Source organism: Ornithinimicrobium flavum, assembly GCF_004526345.1.
In the GTDB taxonomy this organism is placed as follows: Bacteria; Actinomycetota; Actinomycetes; order Actinomycetales; family Dermatophilaceae; genus Ornithinicoccus; species Ornithinicoccus flavus.
On sequence record NZ_CP038213.1, the window covers coordinates 3,184,761 to 3,207,759 of the forward strand.

Sequence of the window (22,999 nt, forward strand, 5' to 3'; positions counted from 1 at the left end):
CCGCCGTGGGCGCGGGCGGTCCCGACGTCTAGCCTGAGGGCCTGACGACAGGAGACGTCCGGTGCACCTGCCCCAGCCTCGCGGGCCGTTCTCGACCGCCGTGGTCGACCGGCTCATCGACCCCTCCCCCACGACGGAGGGCGGTCTGCGGACGGCGGTCCGTGAGTCGGCGACCGGGATCGCGGACGACGAGGACCGGCTGCTCGCCCTCTGGCTGGTGCACGGCCTGAGCTACCACGGCTACACCGGCGTCGACCCCGACCTCGAGTGGGACCTCCCGCTGCTCCAGGCGCGGGTCCGGCTCGAGGCAGCCTTGGAGCAAGATCTGCTGGCGGCGGCCCGGCCCGTGGTGGAGGAGCTCCTCCCCGAGGCCGCTTCGGACCTCACGGCCACCCTCTTCTCGCTGCCGGACCGGGTCGCGGCCGACGCGCCGTCGATCTCGGCCTGGGCACGCTCGACCATGACGCTGGAGCAGTGGCGGGAGATGCTGGTGCTGCGCTCCGCCTCGCAGCTCAAGGAGGCCGACCCCCACTCCTTCGCCATACCCCGCATCCCCGGTGCCGCGAAGGTGGCCCTGATGGAGATCCAGTTCGACGAGTACGGCGCCGGCAACCCCGCGGCGCTGCACTCGGCCCTCTTCGGCAAGGCGATGTCGGCCGTGGGTCTGGACGCCTCCTACGGGGGGTATGCCGAGTCCTGGCCGGGTGAGGTCCTGCTCGCCAACGTGGCGCTGGGCTGGTTCGCCGGGCGCCGACGGTGGGCCCCCGCGGTGGTCGGCCACCTCACGATGGTGGAGACGACCAGCTCGCTGCCGTCGAAGTTCTACGTCGCGGGAGCACGCCGGCTGGGGCTCCCCGAGCCGGCCTGGCGCTACTTCGACGAGCACGTCGAGGCGGACGCCGCGCACGAGCAGGTGGCGGTGCGGGACGTCTGCGGCGCCCTGGTGGCGCAGAGTCCGGAGGCCCTCACCACCCTGCTGACCGGCGCGGTGGTCGGGCTGACGGTGGAGGCGGCGGTCGCCGAGCAGGCGATGGGCGCCTGGCGCCAGGGCGGGTCGTGCCTGCGCTCGCCGCTCCGGCCGTGGGTGGCGGCGTGAGCCAGGAGCGCCCGGTCGCGACCCCCCTGCCGGTCGAACTCGTCCGCACCACCGCCTGCGAGGGTGGCCCCCTGCTCGTCCGCGGAGCACGGACCGTGCTCGACGCCGACGGCATCACCCACCCCGTGACCCGTCCGGTGGTCGCCCTGTGCCGCTGCGGCGCCAGTCAACGGCTCCCCTGGTGCGACGGGGTGCACAAGCGTCTTGCCCCGCCACGGGACTGAGTCTCACCCAGGTGCCCGGGCCCCCGGCGGGCGACGGGGGGACGGACGTCAGCGCGGCGTCGTGACGAGCCGCTCGGTCTCGGAGGGGCGCAGGGAGGGGCTGCCGGTGGCGACCCGTCCCGCGGGTCGGCGCAGCCGGGAGTGGCGGCCGCCGGAGGGACGTCGCAGGGAGGAGCTGCCCAGCACGACCGGGATCATGGACAGGGCGAGCTCGTCGGGAGAGGGGGACTGCGGGCGGTTCGTCGTCGTCATGGTTCCAGTGTCGCCGGGGAAGATCCTTGCGTCCAATGAACAGGTGACATATCACCTTTGCTCTGACAGCATAGGTGCATGGACGTGCGCACGCTCCGGTGGTTCCAGCAGGTCGCGGACGGCGACACCGTCACCGAGGTCAGCGACCTCGAGGGCGTGAGCCAGTCCGGCATCTCCCGGGCGCTGAAGCGGCTGGAGGTCGACGTGGGGACGCCGCTGCTGGCCCGGTCCGGGCGGACGCTGGAGCTGACGCGGGCCGGGCAGGACTTCCGGCGCCACGTGGACGCTGCGATCCGGGCGCTGGACGACGGGTTCGCCGCCGTCCGGCAGCTCCTCGACCCCGAGTCCGGCGCCGTCAGCCTCGCGTTCCAGCCCTCCCTCGGCACCTGGCTCGTGCCCAGGCTGGTGGGCTCGTTCACCCACGCCCACCCGGGGGTCGAGGTGGCGCTGACGTCCAAGCAGGACAACGAGCTGGAGCCGGCCGTCGGCGGGCGGACGCACGTCGAGCTGGAGCTGACCACGAGGCCGCCGCAGGACCGGACGGTGCGCTGGCGGGTCCTGGTGCGCGAGACGCTGCTCCTCGCTGTGGGACCTGAGCACCCCTGGGCGGGTCGGGAGCACCTCGACCTGGCCGAGGCGGCCGACCAGTCCTTCGTCGCCACCCACCCCTTGTCCCACCTGTGGGAGGTCACCCAGGACCTGTGCCACCGAGCCGGTTTTACCCCACGGGCGTCCCTCGTCTGCCAGGACCTGCCGACCACCCGGGCGTTCGTCGCGGCGGGCCTGGGGGTGGCGGTGCTGCCCGTCCCGGACGCGTGGGTGCCGACCCACGAGGGGCTGCACATGCTGACCCTGCAGAGTCCCGGCGCCTACCGCGACGTCGGCATCGCCTGGTCGACGGAGCAGCCGATGCTGCCCTCGGCCCGCCTCTTCCTCGACCACGCCGTGAGCACGCTGAGGGACGGCGACGCACCTGTCCGTCGGTGAGCCCTACCCCGTCCCCGGACGGGCGGCGTCCCGCCGCCGCTCCAGCAGCCGCCGCACCCGACCCCTCACCCCGCCGACCACGCCCGGGTGCACGTGGGCGACGGCGGGGCGGTGCTCCGACCCCACGGGAGGCACGTCGAGCTCAAGGTCGGACACGGTGACCAGGCCGGGCCGGTCGTCCTCCCCGCCCAGCACCCTCCCCGCGACCCAGGCCGCGCGCAGGCGGCCCTCGTCGATCTCCAGGAGCGCGAGGTTGTTGTCGAACCACGGCCCGGCGACCCCGTGCCACCGCCACCTCGGGTCCGGCACCTGGGCGGACCCGGCCAGCACCCGCCCCAGGGGCCGCGCCCCGTGCGACATCCCCGACACCAGGGCTCGCATCGCCCGGGGCAGGGGGTTGCGGATCGGGGAGCAGACCAGCTGCAGGATCCGCGAGCCGGTGGTCCGCTCCACCTCGTTGACGTAGCTGTGGTGCACGTCGCCGGAGAGGAAGATCACCGAGGACGGCGCCGCCCCCCGCTTCCCGTCGGCGACCTCGTCGACCATGCCGGACACCCGGTCGAAGGAGTCGCTGAAGGCCCCCCAGTGCTCGAGGTCGACCTCCTGCCGCATCCGCTCCCCCAGACCGGCCGGCCACCTGCCCCACGCCCCGTCGACGAGCGCCTCGTTCCACGACTCGAGGTGGTGCAGGCCGCGCGGCAGCAGGAAGGGCAGCGAGGTCGCGACGAGGAGGTGGTCGTGACCCCCGGTGAGCTGCGCGTCGGCCCACTCCATCTCCTCCTCGTCCAGCATCGACCGGCTGCCCGGCGTCAGGTCCCGCGCGGCGCGGGAGTCCAGGACGACCAGGTGCGACCCGCCGAGCGGGTGGGTGTAGCTCCACCGGTAGGCCGTCGGCCGGGCGTCCACCTCGGCGGCGAACTCGTCGACGGCGTCGGTGAGGTCCACCTCCTGCCCCGGTGACCGCTGCTCGCGTCGGCCGAGCTCCCGCCACAACCGGTCCTGCGCACGCGCGTCGGGCGAGAGGTTCCCCAGGTGCTGGTAGAGCCAGTAGGAGCCCAGGGCCGCGACGATCCGGCCGTGCCACCAGGACGTCTGCTCCATCTGCGTGCGCCACTGCTGCGAGGTGTTCCAGTCGTCCCGCACGTCGTGGTCGTCGAAGATCATGAGGGACGGCAGGCACGACAGCAGCCACCGCAGCGCCGGCTCGCTCCAGGCCAGTCCGTAGAGGTGGGCGTACTCCTCGAAGTCGGCCAGCTCGGCACCGGGCTCCTCGTCCAGGCTCCGCCGGGAGGCGATGAAGTCCCGCATGGCCGCGCTGGTGGAGTCGGCATACACCTGGTCGCCGAGCAGGAGCAGCAGGTCCGGCCGCTCCCCCAGGGGGCCGCGCCCGCCGCCGGCGAGCTCGAGGGCGAAGGTCCGCAGCGCGTCCACCCCGTGGCTGAGGTGGTGGAGGGCGTCGTGGGGGACGCTGGTGCGGCAGGATCCGAAGGCCATCCGCACCGGGCCGTCGACCGTGGTCGTCCGCAGCGTGCTCTCCGGCCACGAGGTGCCCGCCTCGGGCCAGACGACCTCGTCGTCGACGAGCACCTGGTATGCCGTGCTCCACCCGGCTTCGAGGTCGTCCACCTCCACCAGGGCGTAGTGGTGGTCGTGCACGCGGAAGGTGGGACGGCTCCAGTCCGTGCGGCCGGTGGGGTGAGCGGCCACCCGGACCGTCACGGTGCCCGCACCCTCGGTCTCGACCCACACCGCCGCCGACCGGTCGTCGACGTGGCGCAGCAGCGGGCCGAGACGGAGAGGGCCTGTCATGCGCCCATTGTGCCCGGATCAGGGGGTGCGGCGGGCGGGGCGACGGGCGGCTGGCCGACCCGCCGGGTCAGGGGCGCCGGCTCAGGCCCCGACCCCGGCGCGCGGCACCTCCTGCTGCAGCCGCTCGGCGAACGCCTCGGCGCGGACCAGGGCGGACCTGAGGTGGGCGATCCGGCGCTCCGCCTCGGCGTGCGCGGCCTCCAGCGCGGCCAGGGCCGCCTCGCGCGCACCCGCGTCGTCGCCCGCGGCACGGACCGTGTCCAGCGCCCGCAGCAGCTCCCCGATCTGCCCGATGCTGTAGCCCAGAGGCTTCATGGGGGTGATGAGCTGAAGGCGCGCGATCCCTGCGTCGTCGTAGAGCCGGAAGCCTCCCTCGGTGCGACGGACGGGGCTCACCAGCCCCATCTCCTCGTAGTAGCGGATCGTGCGGTGCGACAGCCCGGTGCGCTCGGCGACCTCCCCGATGTGCACGAGCCCGTCGTGGCCGTCGATCCCGCTCACGGGGCGCCACCGACCTCGACCCCGAAGAGCGGCAGGAGGCTGCCCTGCGGCAGGTCCGCGGCGATGGTGCCCATCCGCCAGCGGTCGGAGAACAGCGCCACGAGGGTCCCGTCCGTGCGCTCGAGCACCTCGGCGCCGTGCTTGGCGTCCACGGTGGCGACCGCCTCGCGTGTCACCCGCCGCGCCTCGGCATACCCCAGCGGCTCGAGGACCACCTCGGCCCCGAACTCGTGCTCGAGGCGGTGGGTGGCCACCTCGAACTGCATCGGCCCGACGGCGGCCAGCACGGGCGACTGGGCTCCCCGCCGGTCCGAGACGAGCACCTGGACCACGCCCTCCTGGTCCAGCATCTGGATGCCCCGGCGGAACTGCTTGCTGCGCCCGGTGTCCCGGGGTCGGACCACCGCGAAGTGCTCGGGGGCGAAGCGCGGCAGCGGCGGGAAGGTCACCGGGTCCTCGGCGTGGAGGGTGTCGCCGACGTGCAGCGCGTGGGCGTTGACCAGTCCCACCACGTCGCCCGGGTAGGCCTCGTCGATGGTCTCGCGCTCCCGACCGAAGACGGACTGGGCGTACTTCGTCTGGAACGGCCGTCCGGTGCCGGCGTGGGTGAGCACGGAGCCCCGCTCGAACGTCCCGGAGCAGACCCGCATGAAGGCCAGCCGGTCCCGGTGCGCCCGGTCCATCCCGGTCTGCACCTTGAAGACGAAGCCGGAGAAGGGCCCGTCCACCGGTCGCGGGCGGCCCTCGACGTCTGTCCACGGCCCCGGCGGTGGCGCCATCGTCGTGATGGCCGCGAGGAGCTCGGCGACCCCGAAGTTGAGCACCGCGGACGCGAAGAGGACCGGGGTGGTCCGGGCGGCCAGGAACGTGTCCTGGTCGTGCGTCTGGCCCGAGGAGGCCAGCAGCTCCAGCTCCTCCGTCGCCCGCTGCCACTCGGGGCCGTGCCTCCGGGCGGCCTCGTCCGCGCCGAGAGCCTCGCGGCCGGCCAGGGTCGCCCCGCCGGGGGTGCGGGTGAACTGGGTCATCCCGCCCGTGGAGGGGTCGAGCACCCCGCGGAAGTCGCCCGCGACGCCGACCGGCCAGTTGACGGGGGTGGGCACGATACCCAGTCGCTCCTCGATCTCGTCGAGCAGCGCCAGGGGCTCCTGACCGGGGCGGTCCCACTTGTTGATCACCGTGATGACGGGGGTCCGACGGACCCGGCACGCCTCGAAGAGCTTGAGGGTCTGGGGCTCCAGCCCCTTGGCGGCGTCCAGCAGCATGACTGCGCAGTCCACCGCCGCCAGCACCCGGTAGGTGTCCTCGGAGAAGTCGGCGTGCCCGGGGGTGTCCAGCAGGTTGAGCACTGTGTCCCCCACGGTGAACTGGAGCGCCGCGGAGGTGATCGAGATCCCGCGCGCCTGCTCCATGTCCAACCAGTCGGAGACCCCGCGCCGGGCGCCCTTGCCGTGGACCGCTCCGGCCTGGGCGATGGCGCGGGCGTGGAGGGCGAGCGCCTCGGTCAGCGTGGACTTCCCGGCGTCCGGGTGGGAGATCACGGCGAACGTGCGGCGCCGGGCGGTCTGCGCGGTCACGTCGGGGTCGGTGGCGGGTCGTCCTGCGGGGGCGGTCACCGACCTACTCTAACGTTGCGGAAGATTTCCTCCGTCCACCGCCGCCCCACAGCTCCCGCTGCAGACGCAGGTCGTCGCGCAGCCGGTGCGGGACCGGCAGGCGGCGGACGACGAGCTCGGCGACATAGGCCTCCAGCGCCGCCAGCAGGACCCGCTGGGCCCGCACCAGGTCCTCGCGGACCACGGGGGCCACCCGGCGGGCGAGCACGGCCTCACGGGCCCGTCGCACGTCGGTGGCCAGCTCGGACAGGCCACCCGACCCCGTTCCCCCCGACATCCTGGGCCTGGACACCATGGGACACGACTCCACTCGATCGCCGAGGCCGAGCCGACGGCACGGCCTGCCCGCAGACTACGCTCCTGCGGCCCGGGAGGGCGGCCGGGGCTGACCCTGGGCGCGGTCGTGGCACTAGGTTGGCCTGATGACGCAGATCTGGGCCCACCGAGGGGCGAGCGCAGCCGCGCCGGAGAACACCCTGGCCGCCTTCGAGCTCGCGGCCCGACAGGGCGCCCAGGGTGTGGAGCTCGACGTCCAGCGCAGCGCCGACGGGACGGTGGTGGTCATCCACGACGAGACGGTCGACCGCACGACGCAGGGCTCGGGCCGCGTCGTCGACCTGCCCGGCTCCGCACTGCAGGCCTGGGGCGTCCCCACCCTGGCCGAGGTGCTGGACCTGCTCGCCCCCACCGGCCTGAGGGTGAACGTCGAGCTGAAGAACGGGATCGAGCCCTACCCGGGCCTCGAGGAGGACGTGGAGGCGGTGGTGTCGTCCTCACGGCTCGCCGACGAGGCGGGCGAACGCGTCGTCTACTCCTCGTTCAACCACCGCAGCCTGGCCCGCCTGGACCGGCTCGGCACCCGCGTCCCGCTGGGGGTGCTCCACGTGGAGGCGATGGTCCGACCCTGGGTGTATGCCGCGTCCTTCGGCGCGCGGGCCCTGCACCCGATGGCCCTGACGGTGCTCCCGGAGGAGGTCGCGCAGGCCCACGAGGCGGGGATGGCGGTGCACGTCTGGACGGTCGACGACCCGATGCCGTGCGGACGCTCGCGGCGGCCGGAGTGAACGCCATCATCACCAACGTCCGGACGTGGCCCTGGCCGCGCTGGGGTGAGCCTAAGCTCCCGTCCGGCCCGCCCGGAGGCGCCTCCCGGGTCTCGGAGCGCTCGACCCGCTCCAGCACCCCGCTGAGGAACCGGTCCAGCACCTGGAGGTCCTCGCTGGTCACCCCCTCGAGGAAGAGGGCACGCACGGCCCGCACGTGCCCTGGCGGCCGCGGTCCAGCGCCTCCTGACCGGCGGCGGTGATGACCACGAACGCCCCCGCGGCCGTCCTCGGCGCACTCTCCTTGTGCACGAGCCCTCGTGCGGACATGCGGCGCAGGTGGTGGGACAGCCGCGAGCGCTCCCAGTGCATCTGCTCGGCCAGCACCGAGATCCGCAGCCGGCCGTCGTCGGCCTCCGACAGGCGCACGAGCGTCTCGAAGTCCTGCATGGACAGCCCGCTGTCGGAGTGCATCGCCCCGCCCCAGCGCTGCGGGCAGCTCGGTCTGGACGCGCAGCCAGCGCCGCCAGACCTGCATTCCTGCTCGTTCAACCAGGGCGCGTTCTCCTCGGGACATACCCCTAGACTATCACTTGCTTGACATGTCACCCAGGTCTGGTAATGTAGATGACACATCAAACACTTGCCTTCTGGAGGTTCTCATGACCACGCTCAACGAGCTCAACGGCACCTACACCATCGACCCGAGCCACACCCGCGTCGGCTTCTCCACCGCCACGCCATGATCACCAAGGTGCGCGGCGCCTTCAACGAGGTCGCCGGCACGGCCACCACCGGCCCGACCTGCAGGGCGCCACCATCGAGCTGACGCTCCAGGCCGCCTCCGTCGACACCGCTCCGCGGACCGCGACGCCACCTGCGCTCGGCGGACTTCTTCGACGTGGAGACCTACCCGGTCCTCACCTTCCGCTCCACCCAGGTCGAGGCCGTGGACGCCGACACCCTGCGTGTCACCGGTGACCTCACCATCAAGGACACCACCGGCCCGTGACCGTCGACTTCGAGTTCGCCGGCGCCGCCCAGGACCCCTTCGGCAACGAGCGCATCGGCTTCGAGGGCTCCGTCGTCGTCAACCGCAAGGACTTCGGCCTGACCTGGAACGCCGCGCTGGAGACCGGTGGCGTGCTCGTCTCCGAGAAGGTCACCCTGGAGTTCGAGGTCTCGGCGATCAAGTCCGCCTGAGTCCCGCCCGCTCCACCCCGGACCCCCGCGCTGCCTCGCTGCGCGGGGTCCGTGCGTCCCGGGGGGCTCTCGTGGCCGGGCTCAGCTGCGGAACTGGGTGAACTCCGCCGTCTGCGGGTCCGGGAACATACGCTCATCGGTGTCCAGCCCGCTGACGATCGCCATCTGCTCCTCGGTGAGCTCCAGCCCGAGCACGTCGACGTTCGTCGCGATGCGCTCGGGGGTGACCGACTTGGGGATCGCGACGCGCCCCTGCTGCAGGTGCCACCGGAGCACCACCTGGGCGGGGGTGACGCCGACCTCCTCGGCGAGGGCGACGATCCGCGGGTGCTCCAGGTCCTGGCCCTGCCCGATCGGGGCGTAGGCCTCGACCACCAGCCCGGCCTCGGTCGCCGCCTGCTGGGTCGCGCGCTGCTGGAAGGTCGGGTGCACCTCGATCTGGTTGACCGCGGGGGTGACCGGGCGGTGCGCAGCAGGTCGGCCAGGTGGTCCGGCAGGAAGTTGGACACGCCGATGGCCCGGGCCCCGCCCTCGTCGTAGATCTCCTCCAGGACCTCCAGGTCTCACCCGCCAGCCCCCGGCTCGGGACCGGCCAGTGGATGAGGTAGAGGTCCAGCGCGTCCAGCCCGAGGGCGGCCCGGGAGTCCTCGAAGGCACGACGCGTCCGCTCGCGCCCCTGTCCCCGTTGCGCAGCTTGGTGGTGACGAAGAGTCCTCCCGGGGCAGGCCGCTGGCGCGCAGCGCGGCACCGACGGCCGCCTCGTTGTAGTAGCCCGCGGCGGTGTCGACGTGGCGGTAGCCGACCTCCAGCGCGTGCTCGACCACTGCTGGGTGACCTGCTCGTCCACGCGGAAGGTGCCGAATCCCAGCGCGGGGATCTGGACGCCGTTGTTGAGGGTGAGGGAGGGCTGGGTCGTCATGCGCGCCACCCTACGCCCGCGCACCGACGCCCCCGCAGGGCCACACTGGGCGTATGCCGTCCGACCACGAGGCGGAGCTCGCGGCCGCCGCCCGGGAGGCGCAGGAGCGCCTCGCGAGGCGGTTGCCCCTGCTGGTCAGCCGTCGGGTGCCGGTACGCGGGCTCACCCGTGGACCGGTCACGGGCACGGCCCGGCTCCGCCTGGCCGACTCCACGACGGTGCTCGTCGAGGCCGTCGTGCCCGGCCAGCTCGGCCGCGTGCTGCTGGCGCTGGAGCGTCACCGGTCGGTGACGCTCCGGGAGTGGCGGCGGACGCCCGAGGGGCTGGAGGTGGTGCTGGCCGGCGTGCCCGGCCGGGAGGCACCGAGGCTGCGCGTCCTGGGTCCCGACCAGCCCGACTAGGCGCGCTCACCCGGTGCCGGCGGCGCGGTCCAGCGCCCGCAGGACCGAGCGAGCCTTGGTGAGCGTCTCGGCATACTCCTCGTCGGGGTCGGAGAGGGCCGTCACGGCGCCACCCACCCCAAGGTCACGTCCCCGTCGCGCCAGGTCGCCGTACGGATCACGATGGAGGTGTCCATCGAGCCGTCGAGCCCCACCCAGCCGATGGCGCCGGCGTACACCCCCCGGGGTCCGCCCTCCAGCTCGTCAAGGATCTCCATGGTGCGGACCTTGGGCGCCCCGGTCATCGACCCTCCCGGGAAGCAGGCGCGGAGGACGTCCGTGGGCCCCATACCGTCGGAGAGCCGGCCCCGGACCGTCGAGACCAGCTGGTGCACGGTCGCGTAGCTCTCGACCGCGAAGATCTCCGGCACGAAGACGCTGCCCGAGCGGCAGACGCGGTGCAGGTCGTTGCGCAGCAGGTCCACGATCATGAGGTTCTCGGCCCGGTCCTTCTGCGACCGGGCGAGGTCCCCAGCGAGGTCCGCGTCCTGCTCGGGGGTCTCCCCGCGCGGGCGCGTCCCCTTGATGGGCCGCGCCTCGACCATCCCGTCGAGGACGGAGACGAAGCGCTCCGGCGAGCCGGACAGGACGCTCCCCGCCGGCGTCCGGAGCCAGGCCCCCCGCGGCACCGGTGACACCTCCCGCATGGCGCGGTAGAGGTCCCGCTCGCCCACCCCGGTGTCCGGGGCCTCGTAGGTCGTGGTGAGGCAGATCTCGTAGGACTCGCCCCGGGCGATCTCCCCCAGGGCGCGCCGGACCTTGGCCAGGTATGCCGTCTGGTCGTCCCGTGCCACCGCGCGTCTTCCGGCCGGGCCGGAGGCCGGGTCCACGGTCTCCCGGGCGTCCACCGCCCCGGAAGGGGGCGAGGTCCGCGTCGGCCTCGCCGTCGCCCCGGCGTGCGGTGCCCCGGCTCCCCCGCGCGCGGCGGCCCGCACCGCCGCCTGCACCGTCTCCGCCCAGGCCTCCTGGGCCCGGTCGACCCGCCCGTCCTGCCACCACAGGGCCCACACGTCGCCGGAGCGGTGGTCCACGACGACACCCCGGTCGGCGAGGATCAGCCAGGCGTCCGGCCAGGGTGAGCGGTGGGCCGCCGACCCGCCCGTCTCGGCCTTCAGCTCGTAGCCCCAGTAGCCGACGAGGCCCGGCCGCCACGGGAAGGGCAGGTCCAGCTCCCGGACCCGGGCCAGCTCGGTCGCCTCCAGGCACCACCGCCCCAGCTCCTCGTCCATGCGGTCCATCAGGGGCGGGGCCTCACCGACCCGGTGCGTGAGCTCGCGCGACAGCGGCCCCCGGGCGTCGACGACCACCGACCACCCCGTGCCGTCCGAGGCGTCCAGCCACACCGAGGTCGGGGCGTCGGCCACCAGGGCGTCGCGCAGGGCCAGGTCGTCCACCGGCCCCGCCATCCGGCGCACCCCGAGCCGCACCGGCCGGCCTCCCTGGCACGGGGCGGAGGCGGCGAGCGCGTCCCCGACCGCCACCGCGCCAGTGTCGGTGCCCCGCGGGCCGCCCGCCCCCGGGGGCACCTCGATCCCGGCGAGGGTGAGGAAGTTGGCCATGATGAGCTCCCCGTGCTCGGACAGCACCGACTCCGGGTGGAACTGCACCCCCCAGAACGGTCGGTCGGGGTCGGCCAGCGCCATGACGCTGCCGTCGTCGACGGCCCGGGCCGTGACCCGGAGCCCGGACGCGAGCGGCTCGGCCACCTCCAGGGAGTGGTAGCGCACGACCTGCAGCGGCGAGGGGACCTCCCGGAACAGCCCCGTCCCGTCGTGCTCGACGGCGCTGACGACCCCGTGGCGGGGCAGCGCCATCTCCACGACCGCCTCCCCCGCGACGTGGGCGATCCCCTGGTGCCCGAGGCAGACGCCCAGGACGGGCACGTCGTCCTGGCGCAGGACCAGGTCCGACAGGCCCATGTCGGTCGCGACCTGCGGACGTCCCGGGCCCGGCCCGACGACGACCGCCGCGAAGCGGCGCAGGTCCTCCGGCGTGGCCGGGTGGTCGTGGCGCCACACCACCGGGGCCCGGCCGAGGACCCGGTGGAGCAGGTCGGCGACGTTGTAGGTGAAGCTGTCGACGTTGTCGACGAGCAGGACCTCCTGCGGCACGCGTCAGCCCCGCGGGCGCAGCCGGACGTGCGGGAGCGCGGGGGCCGGCAGCCACGCGTCGTCGGGGTAGTCGAAGGTCCCGAAGCGACCGGCGTCGTCCTGGCCCTGCTCGGCGTTCCACCGCCGGCGCGACTCGACGATGTCGTCGTGGTCCCGGCCGATGAAGTTCCACCACATGACGATCTGCTCCTCGAAGGGCGGCCCGCCGAGGAGCACGAGCCTGGCCCCAGCGTCGCCGGCCCGCACCGCCACGTGAGACGGCCCGGGGGCGAGATGCGCCAGCTGGTGCCGTGTGAGGGGGGAACCGTCCACGGTCAGCTCACCCTCGTCGAGGAGGATCCCGTGCTCGAACGCAGGGTCCAGGTCCAGCCCGGCCGACGCCCCGGGCTCCAGCCTCAGCTCGGCGCCCAGCAGCGGCGTGAAGGTCGTCACCGGGGAGGAGAGGGTGACGCGCCCGCCGGGCGCGTCCCCGGCCCGGAGGGAGAGCTCGCCCAGGAAGACGCTGGCCCGCACGCCCTCGACCTCCACGGGCTCGGGGGCGAAGTGCTGGAAACCGGGGGCGACGTCCGCGTGCTCGGCGGGCAGCACCGTCCACAGCTGCACCCCGTGCAGCGTCCCCGGTGCGCCCTCCTCCCGGACGGAGACCTCGGAGTGGGAGACGCCGCGCCCGGCCGTCATGAGGTTGAGCTCGCCCGGCACCACGGTGGCCCGGACCCCGGTGGAGTCCCGGTGCTCGATCTGCCCGGTGAACAGCCAGGACACGGTCTGCAGACCGGTGTGCGGATGGGGCGGCACGACCATCCCGCCGGTGGCCTCGATCTCGTCCGGGCCGTAGTGGTCCAGGAAGCAGTAGGCGCCGATGGTGGTGCGCCCGCGGGAGGGCAGGGTGCGCCGGACCGTCATCGCGCGAGGGCCGCCGAGCGGCACCTCCCGGGGCTCCAGGATCGTCGGCCCCGGACGCCCCGGCGGCGGGTCGCCCCCGCACTCCACCTCGACGGGGTTGCGCTCGAGCGTGCTCATCCGGCCAGTGTCCCACCCGGGGAGCCTCCGGCGCGGGCCGGCCGTGACCAACGTCTCCCCGTCGTAGGGGGCAGGGTTCGCCCGTCGAGGGCGTTGGACCTGCCATGAGCGTTCCCGTCCCCACCCCCCACCGCGTCCTCGTCATCGGGTCAGGCTTCGGCGGTCTCTTCGCCACCAAGGCCCTCAAGGACCCGGCGGTGGCGGTGACCGTGGTCGCCCGCACCGGCCACCACCTGTTCCAGCCGCTGCTCTACCAGGTCGCCACCGGCATCCTCAGCGAGGGTGTCATCGCCCCCTCCACGCGCGACGTCCTGGCCGGTCAGGCCAACGCCACGGTGATGCTCGGCGACGTCGAGCGGGTCGACCTGGCGGCCCGCACCGTCACGACGCGTGCGGCGGGGCGCGGCATGACCTACGACTACGACAGCCTGATCGTGGCGGCGGGGGCCGACCAGTCCTGGTTCGGCAACGACGACTTCGCCCGCCACGCCCCCGGGATGAAGACGATCGATGACGCGCTGGAGCTGCGCGGGCGGATCTACGGCGCCTTCGAGCTGGCCGAGCTGGCGGCGGCCGCCGGTCGGGCGGATGACGTTCGCCGCCTGCTCACCTTCGTCGTCGTCGGGGCCGGTCCCACCGGTGTCGAGATGGCCGGGCAGCTCGCCGAGCTGTCCCGCCGCACCCTGCGCAAGGAGTTCCGCCACATCGACCCCTCCTCCGCGCGCATCCTGCTCGTGGACGCGGCGGACGCCGTGCTCGGCAGCTTCGGGGAGGACCTGGCCGAGAAGACCGAGGAGGACCTGACCCGGCTGGGGATCGAGGTCAAGCTCGGGCAGAAGGTCATCGGCGTCGACGAGGAGGGCGTGGTCCTGGAGGACGACGACGGCATCCGCTCCCACATCCCGGCCGAGACCAAGGTCTGGGCCGCCGGCGTCCAGGGCAACCCGCTGGGGCGCCAGCTGGCCGAGCAGAGCGAGGCCGAGCTGGACCGGGCCGGCCGGGTCCGGGTGGCCCCCGACCTCACCCTTCCGGGACGCCCCGAGGTCTTCGTCGTCGGGGACCTGGCCGCGGTCGACGGTGTCCCGGGGGTGGCCCAGGGGGCCATCCAGGGCGGCCGGCACGCCGCCGACCAGATCCTGCGCCGGCTGCGCGGGGAGGAGAGCGGCCAGCCCTTCGTCTACCACGACAAGGGCTCGATGGCCACGATCTCCCGCTTCCGGGCGGTGATGAAGCGGGGCAACCTGGAGCTCACCGGCTACCCCGCGTGGGCGGCCTGGCTCGCGGTCCACCTCTTCTACATCATCGGCTTCAAGAGCCAGCTGACGACGCTGATGCACTGGGCGGTGAGCTTCCTGGGGCGCGACCGCTCCGAGCGCACCGTCACCGAGCAGCAGGTGCTCGCCCGCCTGGCGCTGGAGTACCTCGGCGAGGACTTCCCGCACCGCGGTCGGTCCTGATCCGGCCGCCGGACACTTTCACCCCGCGGCGTCGCCGTCCCTGACCATCGGCAGGTGGGGTATGCCGTCCTCCAGGTAGTCCGTCCCGCTGCGCCGGAAGCCGAACCGCTCGTACCACCGCTCGAGGTAGGTCTGGGCCCCGATGTGCACCGCCCGAGACCCGGTGCGGCGCAGCGCCTCCTCGACGAGGGCGGAGGCATACCCCCGGCCGCGGTGCGCCGTCGCGGTGGCGACCCGCCCGAGGTGGTGCGTCCCGGCGGCGTCGACGAAGGTGCGCAGGGTCGCGACGGGCTCGCCGTCGACGTCCACCCACAGGTGCTCCGTGCGCGGGTCGGTGTCCACCTCGTCCAGCTCGGGGTAGGCGCAGGCCTGCTCGACGACGAAGACGTCCACGCGCAGCCGCAGCAGGGCGAAGAGGGTGAGCGGGTCGAGGTCGGCCAGGCGCGCGGCGCGGACGTGCGGCATACGCTGCAGCCTATGAGCCAGCCCGCACCTCTGGAGCCGGTGGACGCGCTGCGCCGGATCGCCTACCTGCTCGAACGCAACCGGGCGGAGAGCCGCCGGGTGGAGGCCTACCGGAGGGCCGCAGCGATCATCCTCCCGCTCGGGGAGGAGGAGGTCCGTCGGAGGGTCGCGAGCGGCACCCTGACCGAGCTGGCCGGCATCGGACCCTCGACCTCGGCCGTCATCGAGCAGACCGTCGCGGGCAGGGTGCCGGACAAGCTGGCCGAGCTGGAGGCCGCCAACGTCGGCCCGCTCGTCGAGGGCGGCGAGCCGATGCGCACCCTGCTGCGGGGGGACCTGCACACGCACTCGGACTGGTCCGACGGCGGCAGCCCCATCCAGGAGATGGTCGCCGCCGCGATGGAGGTCGGGCACGACTACCTGGCGCTCACCGACCACTCCCGGGGGCTGCGGGTCGCCAACGGGCTCTCCGCCGACCGGTTGCGCAAGCAGCTCGGCGTCGTCGACGCGGTCAACGCCGTCACCGCCCCGGGCTTCACCCTGCTCAGGGCGATCGAGGTCGACATCCTCGACGACGGCGAGCTGGACCAGGAGGAGGACCTCCTGGCGCAGCTGAACCTCCGGGTCGCCTCGGTCCACTCCAAGCTGCGGATGGGGTCCGAGGCGATGACCCGCCGGATGGTCGCCGCCGTGCGCAACCCGCTGACGACCGTCCTGGGGCACTGCACGGGCCGTCGGGTCATGCCCCGCCGGGGTGACCGGGCCTCGCGGTCGGGCGGGTCCGTCCGCCCGCCGAGCACCTTCGACGCCCGCGCCGTCTTCGAGGCCTGCGTCGAGAGCCGCACCGCCTTCGAGATCAACTCGCGCCCCGAGCGGCAGGACCCGCCGGGCGAGCTGCTCAACCTCGCGATCGAGCTCGGCTGCTGCTTCGCGATCAGCACCGACGCGCACGCCCCCGGGCAGCTGGACTTCCTCGACCTGGGCTGCGAGCGGGCGGTGCGTCACGCCGTCCCGCCGGAGCGGGTGATCAACACCTGGCCGGTGGAGGAGCTGCTGGAGTGGGCCCGACCCTGACCCGGGCGCCGTTTTTGTCCTGGGCCCGTTTGTCACGTATGCTCCTTCAGTCCTCAACGGATAGGCCCCCATCGTCTAGTGGCCTAGGACCCCGCCCTTTCACGGCGGTAGCACGGGTTCGAATCCCGTTGGGGGTACCAGGCCTCGCCTGATAACGAGGCCCCGTAGCGCAGTTGGTTAGCGCGCCGCCCTGTCACGGCGGAGGTCGCGGGTTCGAGTCCCGTCGGGGTCGCAGAGTGCGGCGTGGTGCCGGTCGCCAGACCAGCACCACGCCGCATCCTTCACGGCCAGGTAGCTCAGTTGGTACGAGCGTCCGACTGAAAATCGGAAGGTCGGCGGTTCGACCCCGCCCCTGGCCACGGCGACAAGCCGCGGGGCTGCCCCTGAGACCCCCGCGGCTTTCGCGCGTCCGGGGGTGGGCGGGAGGGGTATGGCGGGCGTCGCCGGGTGGAGGCCGAGGAGCCTCACGTGCGACGTGATTTACGGCACTTCCGGCTGAGCGAATTGCACACAGGGTGGTTCATGTGCTGGAGTTAGGGTGACCTAACCCGGGGATGGACACCACCGGGTCGACAATTCCTCGCGAGGAGCACGATGATCCGCCGCAGCACCCGCACGCTGACCCTGGTCGCCGCCACGTTCACCCTCGGCCTCACCGCCTGCGCCGACGACGGCTCGCAGGACACGGGCAGCACCGAGGAGACCGCGGGATCCGGCTCCGACGGCGCGACCTCGACGGAGGCCGCGGGCGGCACCGATGGTGACGGCACCGTGACCCTCTACTCCGGCCGCAACGAGGACCTCGTCCAGCCGGTGCTCGACCAGTTCACCTCCGAGACCGGGATCGAGGTGGAGGTCCGCTACGCGGGCACCGCCGAGATGGCGGCGCAGCTGCTGGAGGAGGGTGACAACTCGCCTGCCGAGGCCTTCCTCGCCCAGGACGCCGGCGCCCTCGGCGCGGTGGGCGACCTGCTGCAGCCCCTCCCCCAGGAGACGCTCGACCTGGTCTCCGACACCTACGAGTCGGCCGACGGGACCTGGGTGGGTCTCACCGGGCGCTCCCGCGTCCTCGTCTACAACAAGGACGCCGTCGCCGAGAGCGAGCTCCCCGACTCGGTCGCCGAGCTCACCGGCGAGGAGTGGCAGGGCCGCGTCGGCCTCGCGCCGACCAACGCCTCGTTCCAGTCCTTCGTCACCGCCATGCGCGTGCTCGAGGGTGACGACGTCGCCCGTCAGTGGCTCGCCGACATGGCGGCCAACGACCCGGAGATCCGCGAGCGCAACGGCGTCATCGTGGCCGACGTCGACGCCGGGGCGATCGACACCGGCCTGGTCAACCACTACTACCTCTACGAGCTCGCCGACGAGCGGGGGGTCGCCCCCGAGGAGCTCTCCGCCGCCCTGCACTTCTTCCCCTCCGGCGACACCGGGGCCCTGGTCAACATCTCCGGCATCGGGCTGGTCGGCGAGCAGGCGGACGGCGACGCCCAGGCCCTGGTCGACTACCTGCTCTCTGAGGCCGGTCAGACGTACTTCGTGGAGAACACCTACGAGTACCCGATGATCGAGGGCATCGAGCCCCCGGCCGGCCTCCCCGCCCTCGACGAGCTGGAGACGCCCGACATCGACCTCAACGACCTCGAGGATCTCCAGACGACCATCGAGATGATCACCGAGGCGGGTCTGCTCTGACCGGACGCCGACCGCACGCAGCGCTCACCGCCGGGGCTCTCCTCGCCACGGCGGTGGCGCTGCTGCCGTTGGCCTACCTCCTGCTGCGCACCCTGCAGGGCGGCCTGCCCGCCTGGTGGGAGGCCGTCGCCACCGAGCGGGTCGCCGTCCTGACCGGCACCTCCGTCCTGCTCGCGGCGGTCGTGACCACCGCCTGCCTGCTCATCGGGGTCGGCGGCGCCTGGCTGGTCACCCGCTCGGACGTCCCCGGCCGCCGACTCCTCGCCGTGCTGCTGGCCCTGCCGCTCGCGGTCCCCAGCTACGTCGCCGCCTTCACCTGGGTCTCGGTGGCCGACCTGTGGGCGGCCGACCCCGGCACCCGCTTCGAGGGCTTCACCGCCGCCGCGGTCGTCCTCACCCTCTACACCTATCCCTACGTCTACCTCCCCGTGGCCGCCGCCCTGGTGCGGGTCGACCCGAGCCAGGAGGAGGTGGCCCGCTCGCTCGGGCACGGGCCGCTGCAGACGCTGCTCACGGTCACCCTGCCGCAGGTGCGTCCGGCGATCGCGGGTGGCGGGCTGCTGGCCGCCCTCTACGTCCTGTCCGACTTCGGCGCCGTCTCGATCCTGCGGCTCGACACCTTCACGCGGGCGATCTTCACCGCCTTCAGCGTCGGCTTCAACCGCTCGCTGGCCCTCACCCTGGCCACCCTGCTGGTGCTCCTGACCCTGGCCATCCTGTGGGGCGAGGGCCGGACCCGCCGCGCCGGGGCCCGTTTCACCGCCCCCCAGGCGGTCCGCCCCGCCCGGGCGCTGCAGCTGGGGGTATGGCGCTGGGCCGGCTCCGCGGCCCTCACGGCGGTCGTGCTCGCCGCCCTGGGTGTGCCGGCGCTGTCCCTGGCGCGCTGGATCCTGGCCGGCACGTCCGTCGCCGACGCCTGGGGACGTCTGGGGGACGCCGCCGCGGGCTCGCTCACGGTGTCCCTGCTGGGTGCGGCCCTCACGATGCTGCTGGCCCTGCCCGTGGGCATCCTGGCCGCCCGCCACCCCGGTCTGCTGCCCCGCACCCTGGAGCGGGCCGCATACCTCGCCCACAGTCTCCCGGGGGTCGTGGTCGGCCTGTCGCTCGTCTTCTTCGGCGTGACGGTCGCGCTGCCGCTCTACCAGACCACGTGGATGCTCGCCCTGGCCTACGCCACCCTGTTCCTCCCGCTCGGGGTCACCGCCGTCGCCTCCGCGGCCGCCCAGGCGCCCCCGGCCCTGGAGGAGACGGCCGCCTCCCTCGGCACCACCCCGGTCCAGGTCTTCCGGCGGGTGACGGTGCCGCTGACCCTGCCGGGCATCGGGGCGGGGGCGGCGCTGGTCTTCCTCACCGCGATGAAGGAGCTGCCCGCCACGCTGCTGCTGCGCCCGACCGGCATGGACACTCTGGCCACCCGGTTGTGGAGCGCGACCGGGATCGGGCGCTACGCCGAGGCCGCCCCCTACGCCCTGGTGCTCGTCGCGCTGGCCGCCGTCCCCACCTGGTTGGTCGTCCGCCGCACCGGCATCCTTCCCGCCGCCGGGCCGACCGAGCCGACCGTGGCCGTGCCCGCCGACCGGCACCCCCTTGACCCGGACCTGACCGCCGCCGGTGGTCCTGACCTGCTGACCGGAGTGAAAGCATGACGCTCATGACCATCCCCGAGGCGACCCACGAGGTCGCGGCCCCCCGCGGGGGGACCCCGGCCGTGGAGATCGTCGGGGTCGGCAAGGCTTTCGGACCCGTCACGGCGCTCTCCCAGGTGGACCTCACGCTGGAGGAGGGTGACTTCCTGGCTGTGCTCGGGCCCTCCGGCTGCGGCAAGACCACGCTGCTGCGGTGCATGGCCGGCTTCGAGCGGATCGACGCGGGACGGATCGCCCTCGGTGGTCGGGCCGTCGCCCTGCCGGGCATCCACCTGCCGCCGCACCGCCGGCACGTGGCGGTCGTCCCTCAGGAGGGCGCGCTCTTCCCGCACCTGTCGGTCGCCGAGAACGTCGGCTTCGGGCTGTCCCGCCGGAGCCGGGGCCGTGCTCGACGGATCGAGGAGTCCCTGGAGCTGGTCGGGCTCGCCGGGCTGTCGGCGCGGATGCCGCACGAGCTCTCCGGCGGCCAGCAGCAGCGGGTGGCCCTCGCCCGCGCCCTCGCGCCGAGGCCACCGCTCGTGCTGCTCGACGAGCCCTTCAGCGCCCTCGACGCCTCCCTGCGGGTGGAGCTGCGCCACGACGTCCGGGCCGCGCTGCGCGAGGCGGGGGCGACGGCCATCCTGGTCACCCACGACCAGGGTGAGGCCCTGTCGATGGCCGACCGGGTCGCCGTCATGCGCGACGGTGAGATCCGTCAGGTGGGGACCCCCGTCGAGGTCTACGGCTCGCCGGTGGACGCCTGGGTGGCGACCTTCGTGGGTGAGGCCGACCTGGTCGACCTCCCCGTCGGCGGGTGGGGCTCGGAGGACGACGAGGTGGCGAGCACCCCGCTCGGGCCGGTGCGGGTCGTGCGCCCGGCCTCCGGGCGCGACTGCACCCGGCTCGTGGTGCGCCCCGAGCAGGTGCTGCTCGAGGAGGTCGCCCAGGTCGGACGCGGCGCGGACGGCCCGGGCCACGGCGTGGTCACCGCCGTCGACTTCCACGGTCACGACGCCCTGGTCACCGTGGAGCTCGCCGACGGCACCGCGGTGCACGCGCGCACCGGGGCCCACCCTCCCGCGGTGGGCACACCCGTCCACGCCCGCATCGTCGGCGACTGCCGCGCCGTGCCGGACGGCGGGCTGGGCCCGCTGCCGCAGCCGGCCCCGCTGAACGTCCCCTCGCACGGATGAGCTCCGCGGTCCAGCAGGTGGGGCGGGTCAAGGCCCTCGCCACGCACCACCGGACCCTCCAGCACGGCATGAACCTCTGGCCGCCGTTCCTCTTCTCCGGCATCCGGGTGGAGCGGATGAGCCCCGACCTCCGCACGGTGCGGGTCCGGCTGCGGCGGCTGCCCGCCACGACGAACTACGTCGGCACCCTCTTCGGCGGGTCGTTGTTCGCGATGACCGACCCGTTCTGGATGCTCATGATCCTGCGCAACCTCGGGCCCGCCTACGTGGTCTGGGACAAGGCGGCCGAGATCGACTTCATCGCCCCCGGCCGCGCGTCGGTCACGGCCACCTTCGAGCTCACCCAGGACGTGCTGGACGAGATCGTCACCGCCGCGGCCGACGGGGAGAAGGTCCTGCGGTGGTTCGCGGTCGACGTGATCACCGCGGACGGGACGGTCGTGGCGCGCGTGCGCAAGCAGATCTACGTGCGCCGGCGGCGATAACGCGGGAGGCTGGGGTCATGCCCTGGTGGCCGACGCGACGGACGAGCCCCGGGCCGCCGTCGCAGGACCCGGTGGCCCGCGCCTTCGCGGCCGTGCCGCGTCAGGACTTCCTGCCCCCGGCCCAGCGCTGGCGGGCCGACCACGACGGACCGATCGACATCGGCCACGGTCAGACCAACTCCCAGCCGGTCACCGTGGCCGCCATGCTCCGGCTGCTCGACGTGCGGCCCGGTCAGCGGGTGCTCGACATCGGGGCGGGCTCGGGCTGGACCACCGCGCTGCTCGCGACCCTGGTCGGGCCGGGGGGGCGGGTGCTGGGCCTGGAGCGGGTGCCCGAGCTGGCCCGGTGGGGTGCCGAGAACCTCCGCGCCCATGCCGCGGGGCGCGCCGACCTGGGGGACGCGAGCCTCGAGCCGGCCGACCCCGAGGAGCTGGGCCGGTCCGCCGAGGCACCCTGGGACCGGATCCTGGTGTCGGCGATGACCCGGGAGCTCCCCGAGTCCCTGGTCGACCAGCTCTCCGACGAGGGGCGGCTCGTCTGCCCCGTCGACGGCCAGATGCTGCTCGTGCGACGCGACGGTGCCGGCCGCACCGTGAGCCGGCACGGCGCCTACCGCTTCGTGCCCCTCGTCGAGCCCTGACCCGACGCCCGCGCCCTCCCGCCACGCCTGCCTCGCCCTCATGCGCCCCGCCCCCGGCGTGACATGCTCGGGGAGCCCGCCCGCACCCTGCACACCTCGACCCCAGGAGGCCCGTCATGACCCCCCAGCTCCGGATCGGCTACAAGGCGTCCGCCGAGCAGTTCTGCCCCCGCGAGCTGGTCGAGCTGGGCGTGGCCGCGGAGGCGGCCGGGCTGGACAGCGCCTTCGTCAGCGACCACTTCCAGCCGTGGCGGCACGAGGGTGGCCACGCGCCGTTCGCCCTGTCCTGGCTGACCGCGGTCGGCGAGCGGACCAGCACGATCGTGCTGGGCACCTCGGTGCTCACGCCCACCTTCCGCCACAACCCCGCCGTGATGGCCCAGGCCTTCGCGACGATGGCCTGCCTCTACCCCGGTCGCATCATCCTGGGCGTCGGCTCGGGCGAGGCGCTCAACGAGTCCGCCAGCGGCGGGCTCACCGGGGACTGGCCCGACTTCAAGGAGCGGTTCGCCCGGCTCCGCGAGTCGGTGCGGCTCATGCGGGCGCTGTGGGCCGGTGAGCGGGTCAGCTTCGAGGGGGACCACTACTCGACCACCGACGCGACCATCTACGACGTGCCGGAGGACGGTGTCCCGGTCTACGTCGCCGCGGGCGGGCCGACGATGGCGAAGTACGCCGGCCGGATGGGCGACGGCTTCATCTGCACCTCCGGGAAGGGCATGGACCTCTACACCGAGCAGCTGCTGCCGGCGGTCGAGGAGGGCCTGTCGCTGTCCAAGGACCCCGGACGGGTCTTCGGCCGGATGATCGAGATCAAGGTCTCCTACGACCGCGACCCGGCGCTCGCCCTGGAGAACACCCGCTTCTGGGCCCCCCTGTCGCTGACCGCGGAGCAGAAGCACTCCGTCACCGACCCCGTAGAGATGCAGCGCCTGGCCGACGAGCTGCCGATCGAGCAGGTCGCGCGCCGGTGGATCGTCGCCAGCACCCCGGACGAGGTGGTCGAGCAGGTCCGGCCCTACGTCGCCGCCGGTTTCGACCACCTGGTGCTGCACGCCCCGGGGCACGACCAGCGACGCTTCCTCGAGCAGTATGCCGAGGACCTCGCGGGTCCGCTGCGGGCCCTGGAGGGTCCGCCCGCCTGAGGCG

At 73.8% G+C, this 22,999-nt stretch carries 23 protein-coding genes, 3 tRNA genes and 1 pseudogene; 17 read left to right on the forward strand and 10 right to left on the reverse strand.

Annotated elements, in window-relative coordinates:
* The first annotated feature begins 61 nt into the window (after window positions 1–61).
* A complete protein-coding gene (locus tag E3Z34_RS14990) occupies window positions 62–1,096 on the forward strand; it encodes an iron-containing redox enzyme family protein (protein ID WP_134774248.1) in 1,035 nt (344 codons plus the stop codon).
* On the forward strand, window positions 1,093–1,320 hold the full coding sequence (locus E3Z34_RS14995) for a CDGSH iron-sulfur domain-containing protein (RefSeq protein WP_134774249.1): 228 nt from the start codon (window positions 1,093–1,095) through the stop codon (window positions 1,318–1,320). The genes E3Z34_RS14990 and E3Z34_RS14995 overlap by 4 nt, the downstream gene beginning before the upstream one ends.
* 48 nt (window positions 1,321–1,368) lie before the next feature.
* On the opposite strand, the gene E3Z34_RS15000 is transcribed toward E3Z34_RS14995, so the two are convergent.
* Window positions 1,369–1,572 (reverse strand): hypothetical protein, encoded by a 204-nt coding sequence (locus tag E3Z34_RS15000; protein ID WP_134774250.1) that lies wholly within the window; start codon window positions 1,570–1,572, stop codon window positions 1,369–1,371.
* A gap of 78 nt (window positions 1,573–1,650) precedes the next feature.
* Between E3Z34_RS15000 and E3Z34_RS15005 the strand changes: the two genes are divergently transcribed.
* Window positions 1,651–2,559 (forward strand): LysR substrate-binding domain-containing protein, encoded by a 909-nt coding sequence (locus E3Z34_RS15005; RefSeq protein ID WP_238695212.1) that lies wholly within the window; start codon window positions 1,651–1,653, stop codon window positions 2,557–2,559.
* Window positions 2,560–2,562: 3 nt separating this feature from the next.
* Here the strand turns inward: E3Z34_RS15005 and E3Z34_RS15010 are convergent, their stop codons facing one another.
* From E3Z34_RS15010 to E3Z34_RS15025, 4 genes are all read right to left on the reverse strand, one after another.
* On the reverse strand, window positions 2,563–4,368 hold the full coding sequence (locus E3Z34_RS15010) for an alkaline phosphatase D family protein (RefSeq protein ID WP_134774251.1): 1,806 nt from the start codon (window positions 4,366–4,368) through the stop codon (window positions 2,563–2,565).
* 81 nt (window positions 4,369–4,449) lie between these two features.
* Window positions 4,450–4,869 carry a helix-turn-helix domain-containing protein gene (locus E3Z34_RS15015; RefSeq protein ID WP_134774252.1) on the reverse strand — a complete coding sequence of 140 codons (420 nt, stop codon included), beginning with the start codon at window positions 4,867–4,869 and terminating at the stop codon, window positions 4,450–4,452.
* The gene (locus E3Z34_RS15020; RefSeq protein ID WP_134774253.1) at window positions 4,866–6,482 is read right to left on the reverse strand and encodes a peptide chain release factor 3; all 1,617 of its coding nucleotides are present in this window, start codon (window positions 6,480–6,482) and stop codon (window positions 4,866–4,868) included. Before E3Z34_RS15020 ends, E3Z34_RS15015 begins: the two co-directional genes overlap by 4 nt.
* 4 nt (window positions 6,483–6,486) lie before the next feature.
* Complete coding sequence (locus E3Z34_RS15025) at window positions 6,487–6,759, reverse strand: hypothetical protein (protein ID WP_134774254.1); 273 nt, start codon at window positions 6,757–6,759, stop codon at window positions 6,487–6,489.
* 145 nt (window positions 6,760–6,904) lie between these two features.
* Here E3Z34_RS15025 and E3Z34_RS15030 point away from each other — a divergent pair, with 145 nt between their 5' ends.
* Window positions 6,905–7,546, forward strand: a complete 642-nt coding sequence (locus tag E3Z34_RS15030; protein WP_202976970.1) for a glycerophosphodiester phosphodiesterase family protein — start codon at window positions 6,905–6,907, stop codon at window positions 7,544–7,546.
* A 159-nt stretch (window positions 7,547–7,705) separates the two neighbouring features.
* Here E3Z34_RS15030 and E3Z34_RS17770 read toward each other — a convergent pair whose 3' ends face one another.
* Window positions 7,706–7,999 carry a MarR family winged helix-turn-helix transcriptional regulator gene (locus tag E3Z34_RS17770; RefSeq protein ID WP_158288707.1) on the reverse strand — a complete coding sequence of 98 codons (294 nt, stop codon included), beginning with the start codon at window positions 7,997–7,999 and terminating at the stop codon, window positions 7,706–7,708.
* A 427-nt stretch (window positions 8,000–8,426) separates the two neighbouring features.
* Here E3Z34_RS17770 and E3Z34_RS19940 point away from each other — a divergent pair.
* Window positions 8,427–8,728 (forward strand): annotated as a pseudogene (locus E3Z34_RS19940) (YceI family protein).
* Between the two features lie 81 nt (window positions 8,729–8,809).
* Here E3Z34_RS19940 and E3Z34_RS20470 read toward each other — a convergent pair.
* Window positions 8,810–9,160: an aldo/keto reductase gene (locus E3Z34_RS20470; protein WP_338043740.1), complete on the reverse strand. Its 351-nt coding sequence runs from the start codon at window positions 9,158–9,160 to the stop codon at window positions 8,810–8,812.
* Window positions 9,161–9,700: 540 nt separating this feature from the next.
* Here E3Z34_RS20470 and E3Z34_RS15050 point away from each other — a divergent pair.
* Window positions 9,701–10,048 carry a hypothetical protein gene (locus E3Z34_RS15050; protein ID WP_134774256.1) on the forward strand — a complete coding sequence of 116 codons (348 nt, stop codon included), beginning with the start codon at window positions 9,701–9,703 and terminating at the stop codon, window positions 10,046–10,048.
* Window positions 10,049–10,149: 101 nt separating this feature from the next.
* Here the strand turns inward: E3Z34_RS15050 and E3Z34_RS15055 are convergent, their stop codons facing one another.
* The gene (locus E3Z34_RS15055) at window positions 10,150–12,198 is read right to left on the reverse strand and encodes a chorismate-binding protein (RefSeq protein WP_202976971.1); all 2,049 of its coding nucleotides are present in this window, start codon (window positions 12,196–12,198) and stop codon (window positions 10,150–10,152) included.
* A 3-nt stretch (window positions 12,199–12,201) separates the two neighbouring features.
* Window positions 12,202–13,218 carry a pirin family protein gene (locus tag E3Z34_RS15060; protein ID WP_134774257.1) on the reverse strand — a complete coding sequence of 339 codons (1,017 nt, stop codon included), beginning with the start codon at window positions 13,216–13,218 and terminating at the stop codon, window positions 12,202–12,204.
* A gap of 104 nt (window positions 13,219–13,322) precedes the next feature.
* On the opposite strand from E3Z34_RS15060, the gene E3Z34_RS15065 reads away from it, so the two are divergent.
* A complete protein-coding gene (locus tag E3Z34_RS15065) occupies window positions 13,323–14,675 on the forward strand; it encodes an NAD(P)/FAD-dependent oxidoreductase (RefSeq protein WP_134774258.1) in 1,353 nt (450 codons plus the stop codon).
* An 18-nt stretch (window positions 14,676–14,693) separates the two neighbouring features.
* Here the strand turns inward: E3Z34_RS15065 and E3Z34_RS15070 are convergent, their stop codons facing one another.
* Window positions 14,694–15,140, reverse strand: coding sequence for a GNAT family N-acetyltransferase (locus E3Z34_RS15070; RefSeq protein ID WP_134774259.1), 447 nt, complete (start codon window positions 15,138–15,140; stop codon window positions 14,694–14,696).
* A 12-nt stretch (window positions 15,141–15,152) separates the two neighbouring features.
* Here E3Z34_RS15070 and E3Z34_RS15075 point away from each other — a divergent pair, with 12 nt between their 5' ends.
* From E3Z34_RS15075 to fgd, 10 genes are all read left to right on the forward strand, one after another.
* Window positions 15,153–16,214 (forward strand): PHP domain-containing protein, encoded by a 1,062-nt coding sequence (locus E3Z34_RS15075; RefSeq protein WP_134774260.1) that lies wholly within the window; start codon window positions 15,153–15,155, stop codon window positions 16,212–16,214.
* A 64-nt stretch (window positions 16,215–16,278) separates the two neighbouring features.
* Window positions 16,279–16,354: transfer RNA gene (locus E3Z34_RS15080), tRNA-Glu, on the forward strand.
* An 18-nt stretch (window positions 16,355–16,372) separates the two neighbouring features.
* Window positions 16,373–16,446: transfer RNA gene (locus E3Z34_RS15085), tRNA-Asp, on the forward strand.
* 53 nt (window positions 16,447–16,499) lie between these two features.
* Window positions 16,500–16,573 (forward strand) — tRNA-Phe (locus tag E3Z34_RS15090).
* A gap of 235 nt (window positions 16,574–16,808) precedes the next feature.
* Entirely contained in the window at window positions 16,809–17,906 is a 1,098-nt protein-coding gene (locus E3Z34_RS15095) for an iron ABC transporter substrate-binding protein (RefSeq protein ID WP_134774261.1), read from the forward strand.
* A gap of 53 nt (window positions 17,907–17,959) precedes the next feature.
* The gene (locus E3Z34_RS15100) at window positions 17,960–19,552 is read left to right on the forward strand and encodes an ABC transporter permease (protein ID WP_238695213.1); all 1,593 of its coding nucleotides are present in this window, start codon (window positions 17,960–17,962) and stop codon (window positions 19,550–19,552) included.
* Window positions 19,549–20,724: an ABC transporter ATP-binding protein gene (locus tag E3Z34_RS15105; protein WP_238695214.1), complete on the forward strand. Its 1,176-nt coding sequence runs from the start codon at window positions 19,549–19,551 to the stop codon at window positions 20,722–20,724. The genes E3Z34_RS15100 and E3Z34_RS15105 overlap by 4 nt, the downstream gene beginning before the upstream one ends.
* Window positions 20,721–21,209, forward strand: coding sequence for a DUF4442 domain-containing protein (locus E3Z34_RS15110; RefSeq protein WP_134774263.1), 489 nt, complete (start codon window positions 20,721–20,723; stop codon window positions 21,207–21,209). Before E3Z34_RS15105 ends, E3Z34_RS15110 begins: the two co-directional genes overlap by 4 nt.
* 17 nt (window positions 21,210–21,226) lie before the next feature.
* On the forward strand, window positions 21,227–21,850 hold the full coding sequence (locus E3Z34_RS15115; protein WP_134774264.1) for a protein-L-isoaspartate O-methyltransferase family protein: 624 nt from the start codon (window positions 21,227–21,229) through the stop codon (window positions 21,848–21,850).
* A 116-nt stretch (window positions 21,851–21,966) separates the two neighbouring features.
* Complete coding sequence (gene fgd / locus E3Z34_RS15120; protein WP_134774265.1) at window positions 21,967–22,995, forward strand: glucose-6-phosphate dehydrogenase (coenzyme-F420); 1,029 nt, start codon at window positions 21,967–21,969, stop codon at window positions 22,993–22,995.
* The last annotated feature ends 4 nt before the right edge of the window (window positions 22,996–22,999 follow it).

Bases quoted from the DNA above. Each gene is read 5' to 3' on its own strand.
- E3Z34_RS15030 (WP_202976970.1), top strand. From the start codon at position 6,905: ATGACGCAGATCTGGGCCCACCGAGGGGCGAGCGCAGCCGCGCCGGAG.
- E3Z34_RS15050 (WP_134774256.1), top strand. From the start codon at position 9,701: ATGCCGTCCGACCACGAGGCGGAGCTCGCGGCCGCCGCCCGGGAGGCG.
- E3Z34_RS15025 (WP_134774254.1), bottom strand. From the start codon at position 6,759: ATGTCGGGGGGAACGGGGTCGGGTGGCCTGTCCGAGCTGGCCACCGAC.
- E3Z34_RS15000 (WP_134774250.1), bottom strand. From the start codon at position 1,572: ATGACGACGACGAACCGCCCGCAGTCCCCCTCTCCCGACGAGCTCGCC.
- E3Z34_RS15065 (WP_134774258.1), top strand. From the start codon at position 13,323: ATGAGCGTTCCCGTCCCCACCCCCCACCGCGTCCTCGTCATCGGGTCA.
- E3Z34_RS15105 (WP_238695214.1), top strand. From the start codon at position 19,549: ATGACGCTCATGACCATCCCCGAGGCGACCCACGAGGTCGCGGCCCCC.
- E3Z34_RS15010 (WP_134774251.1), bottom strand. From the start codon at position 4,368: ATGACAGGCCCTCTCCGTCTCGGCCCGCTGCTGCGCCACGTCGACGAC.
- E3Z34_RS15095 (WP_134774261.1), top strand. From the start codon at position 16,809: ATGATCCGCCGCAGCACCCGCACGCTGACCCTGGTCGCCGCCACGTTC.
- E3Z34_RS15110 (WP_134774263.1), top strand. From the start codon at position 20,721: ATGAGCTCCGCGGTCCAGCAGGTGGGGCGGGTCAAGGCCCTCGCCACG.
- E3Z34_RS15005 (WP_238695212.1), top strand. From the start codon at position 1,651: ATGGACGTGCGCACGCTCCGGTGGTTCCAGCAGGTCGCGGACGGCGAC.
- E3Z34_RS15070 (WP_134774259.1), bottom strand. From the start codon at position 15,140: ATGCCGCACGTCCGCGCCGCGCGCCTGGCCGACCTCGACCCGCTCACC.
- fgd (WP_134774265.1), top strand. From the start codon at position 21,967: ATGACCCCCCAGCTCCGGATCGGCTACAAGGCGTCCGCCGAGCAGTTC.
- E3Z34_RS15115 (WP_134774264.1), top strand. From the start codon at position 21,227: ATGCCCTGGTGGCCGACGCGACGGACGAGCCCCGGGCCGCCGTCGCAG.
- E3Z34_RS17770 (WP_158288707.1), bottom strand. From the start codon at position 7,999: ATGCACTCCGACAGCGGGCTGTCCATGCAGGACTTCGAGACGCTCGTG.
- E3Z34_RS15060 (WP_134774257.1), bottom strand. From the start codon at position 13,218: ATGAGCACGCTCGAGCGCAACCCCGTCGAGGTGGAGTGCGGGGGCGAC.
- E3Z34_RS15075 (WP_134774260.1), top strand. From the start codon at position 15,153: ATGAGCCAGCCCGCACCTCTGGAGCCGGTGGACGCGCTGCGCCGGATC.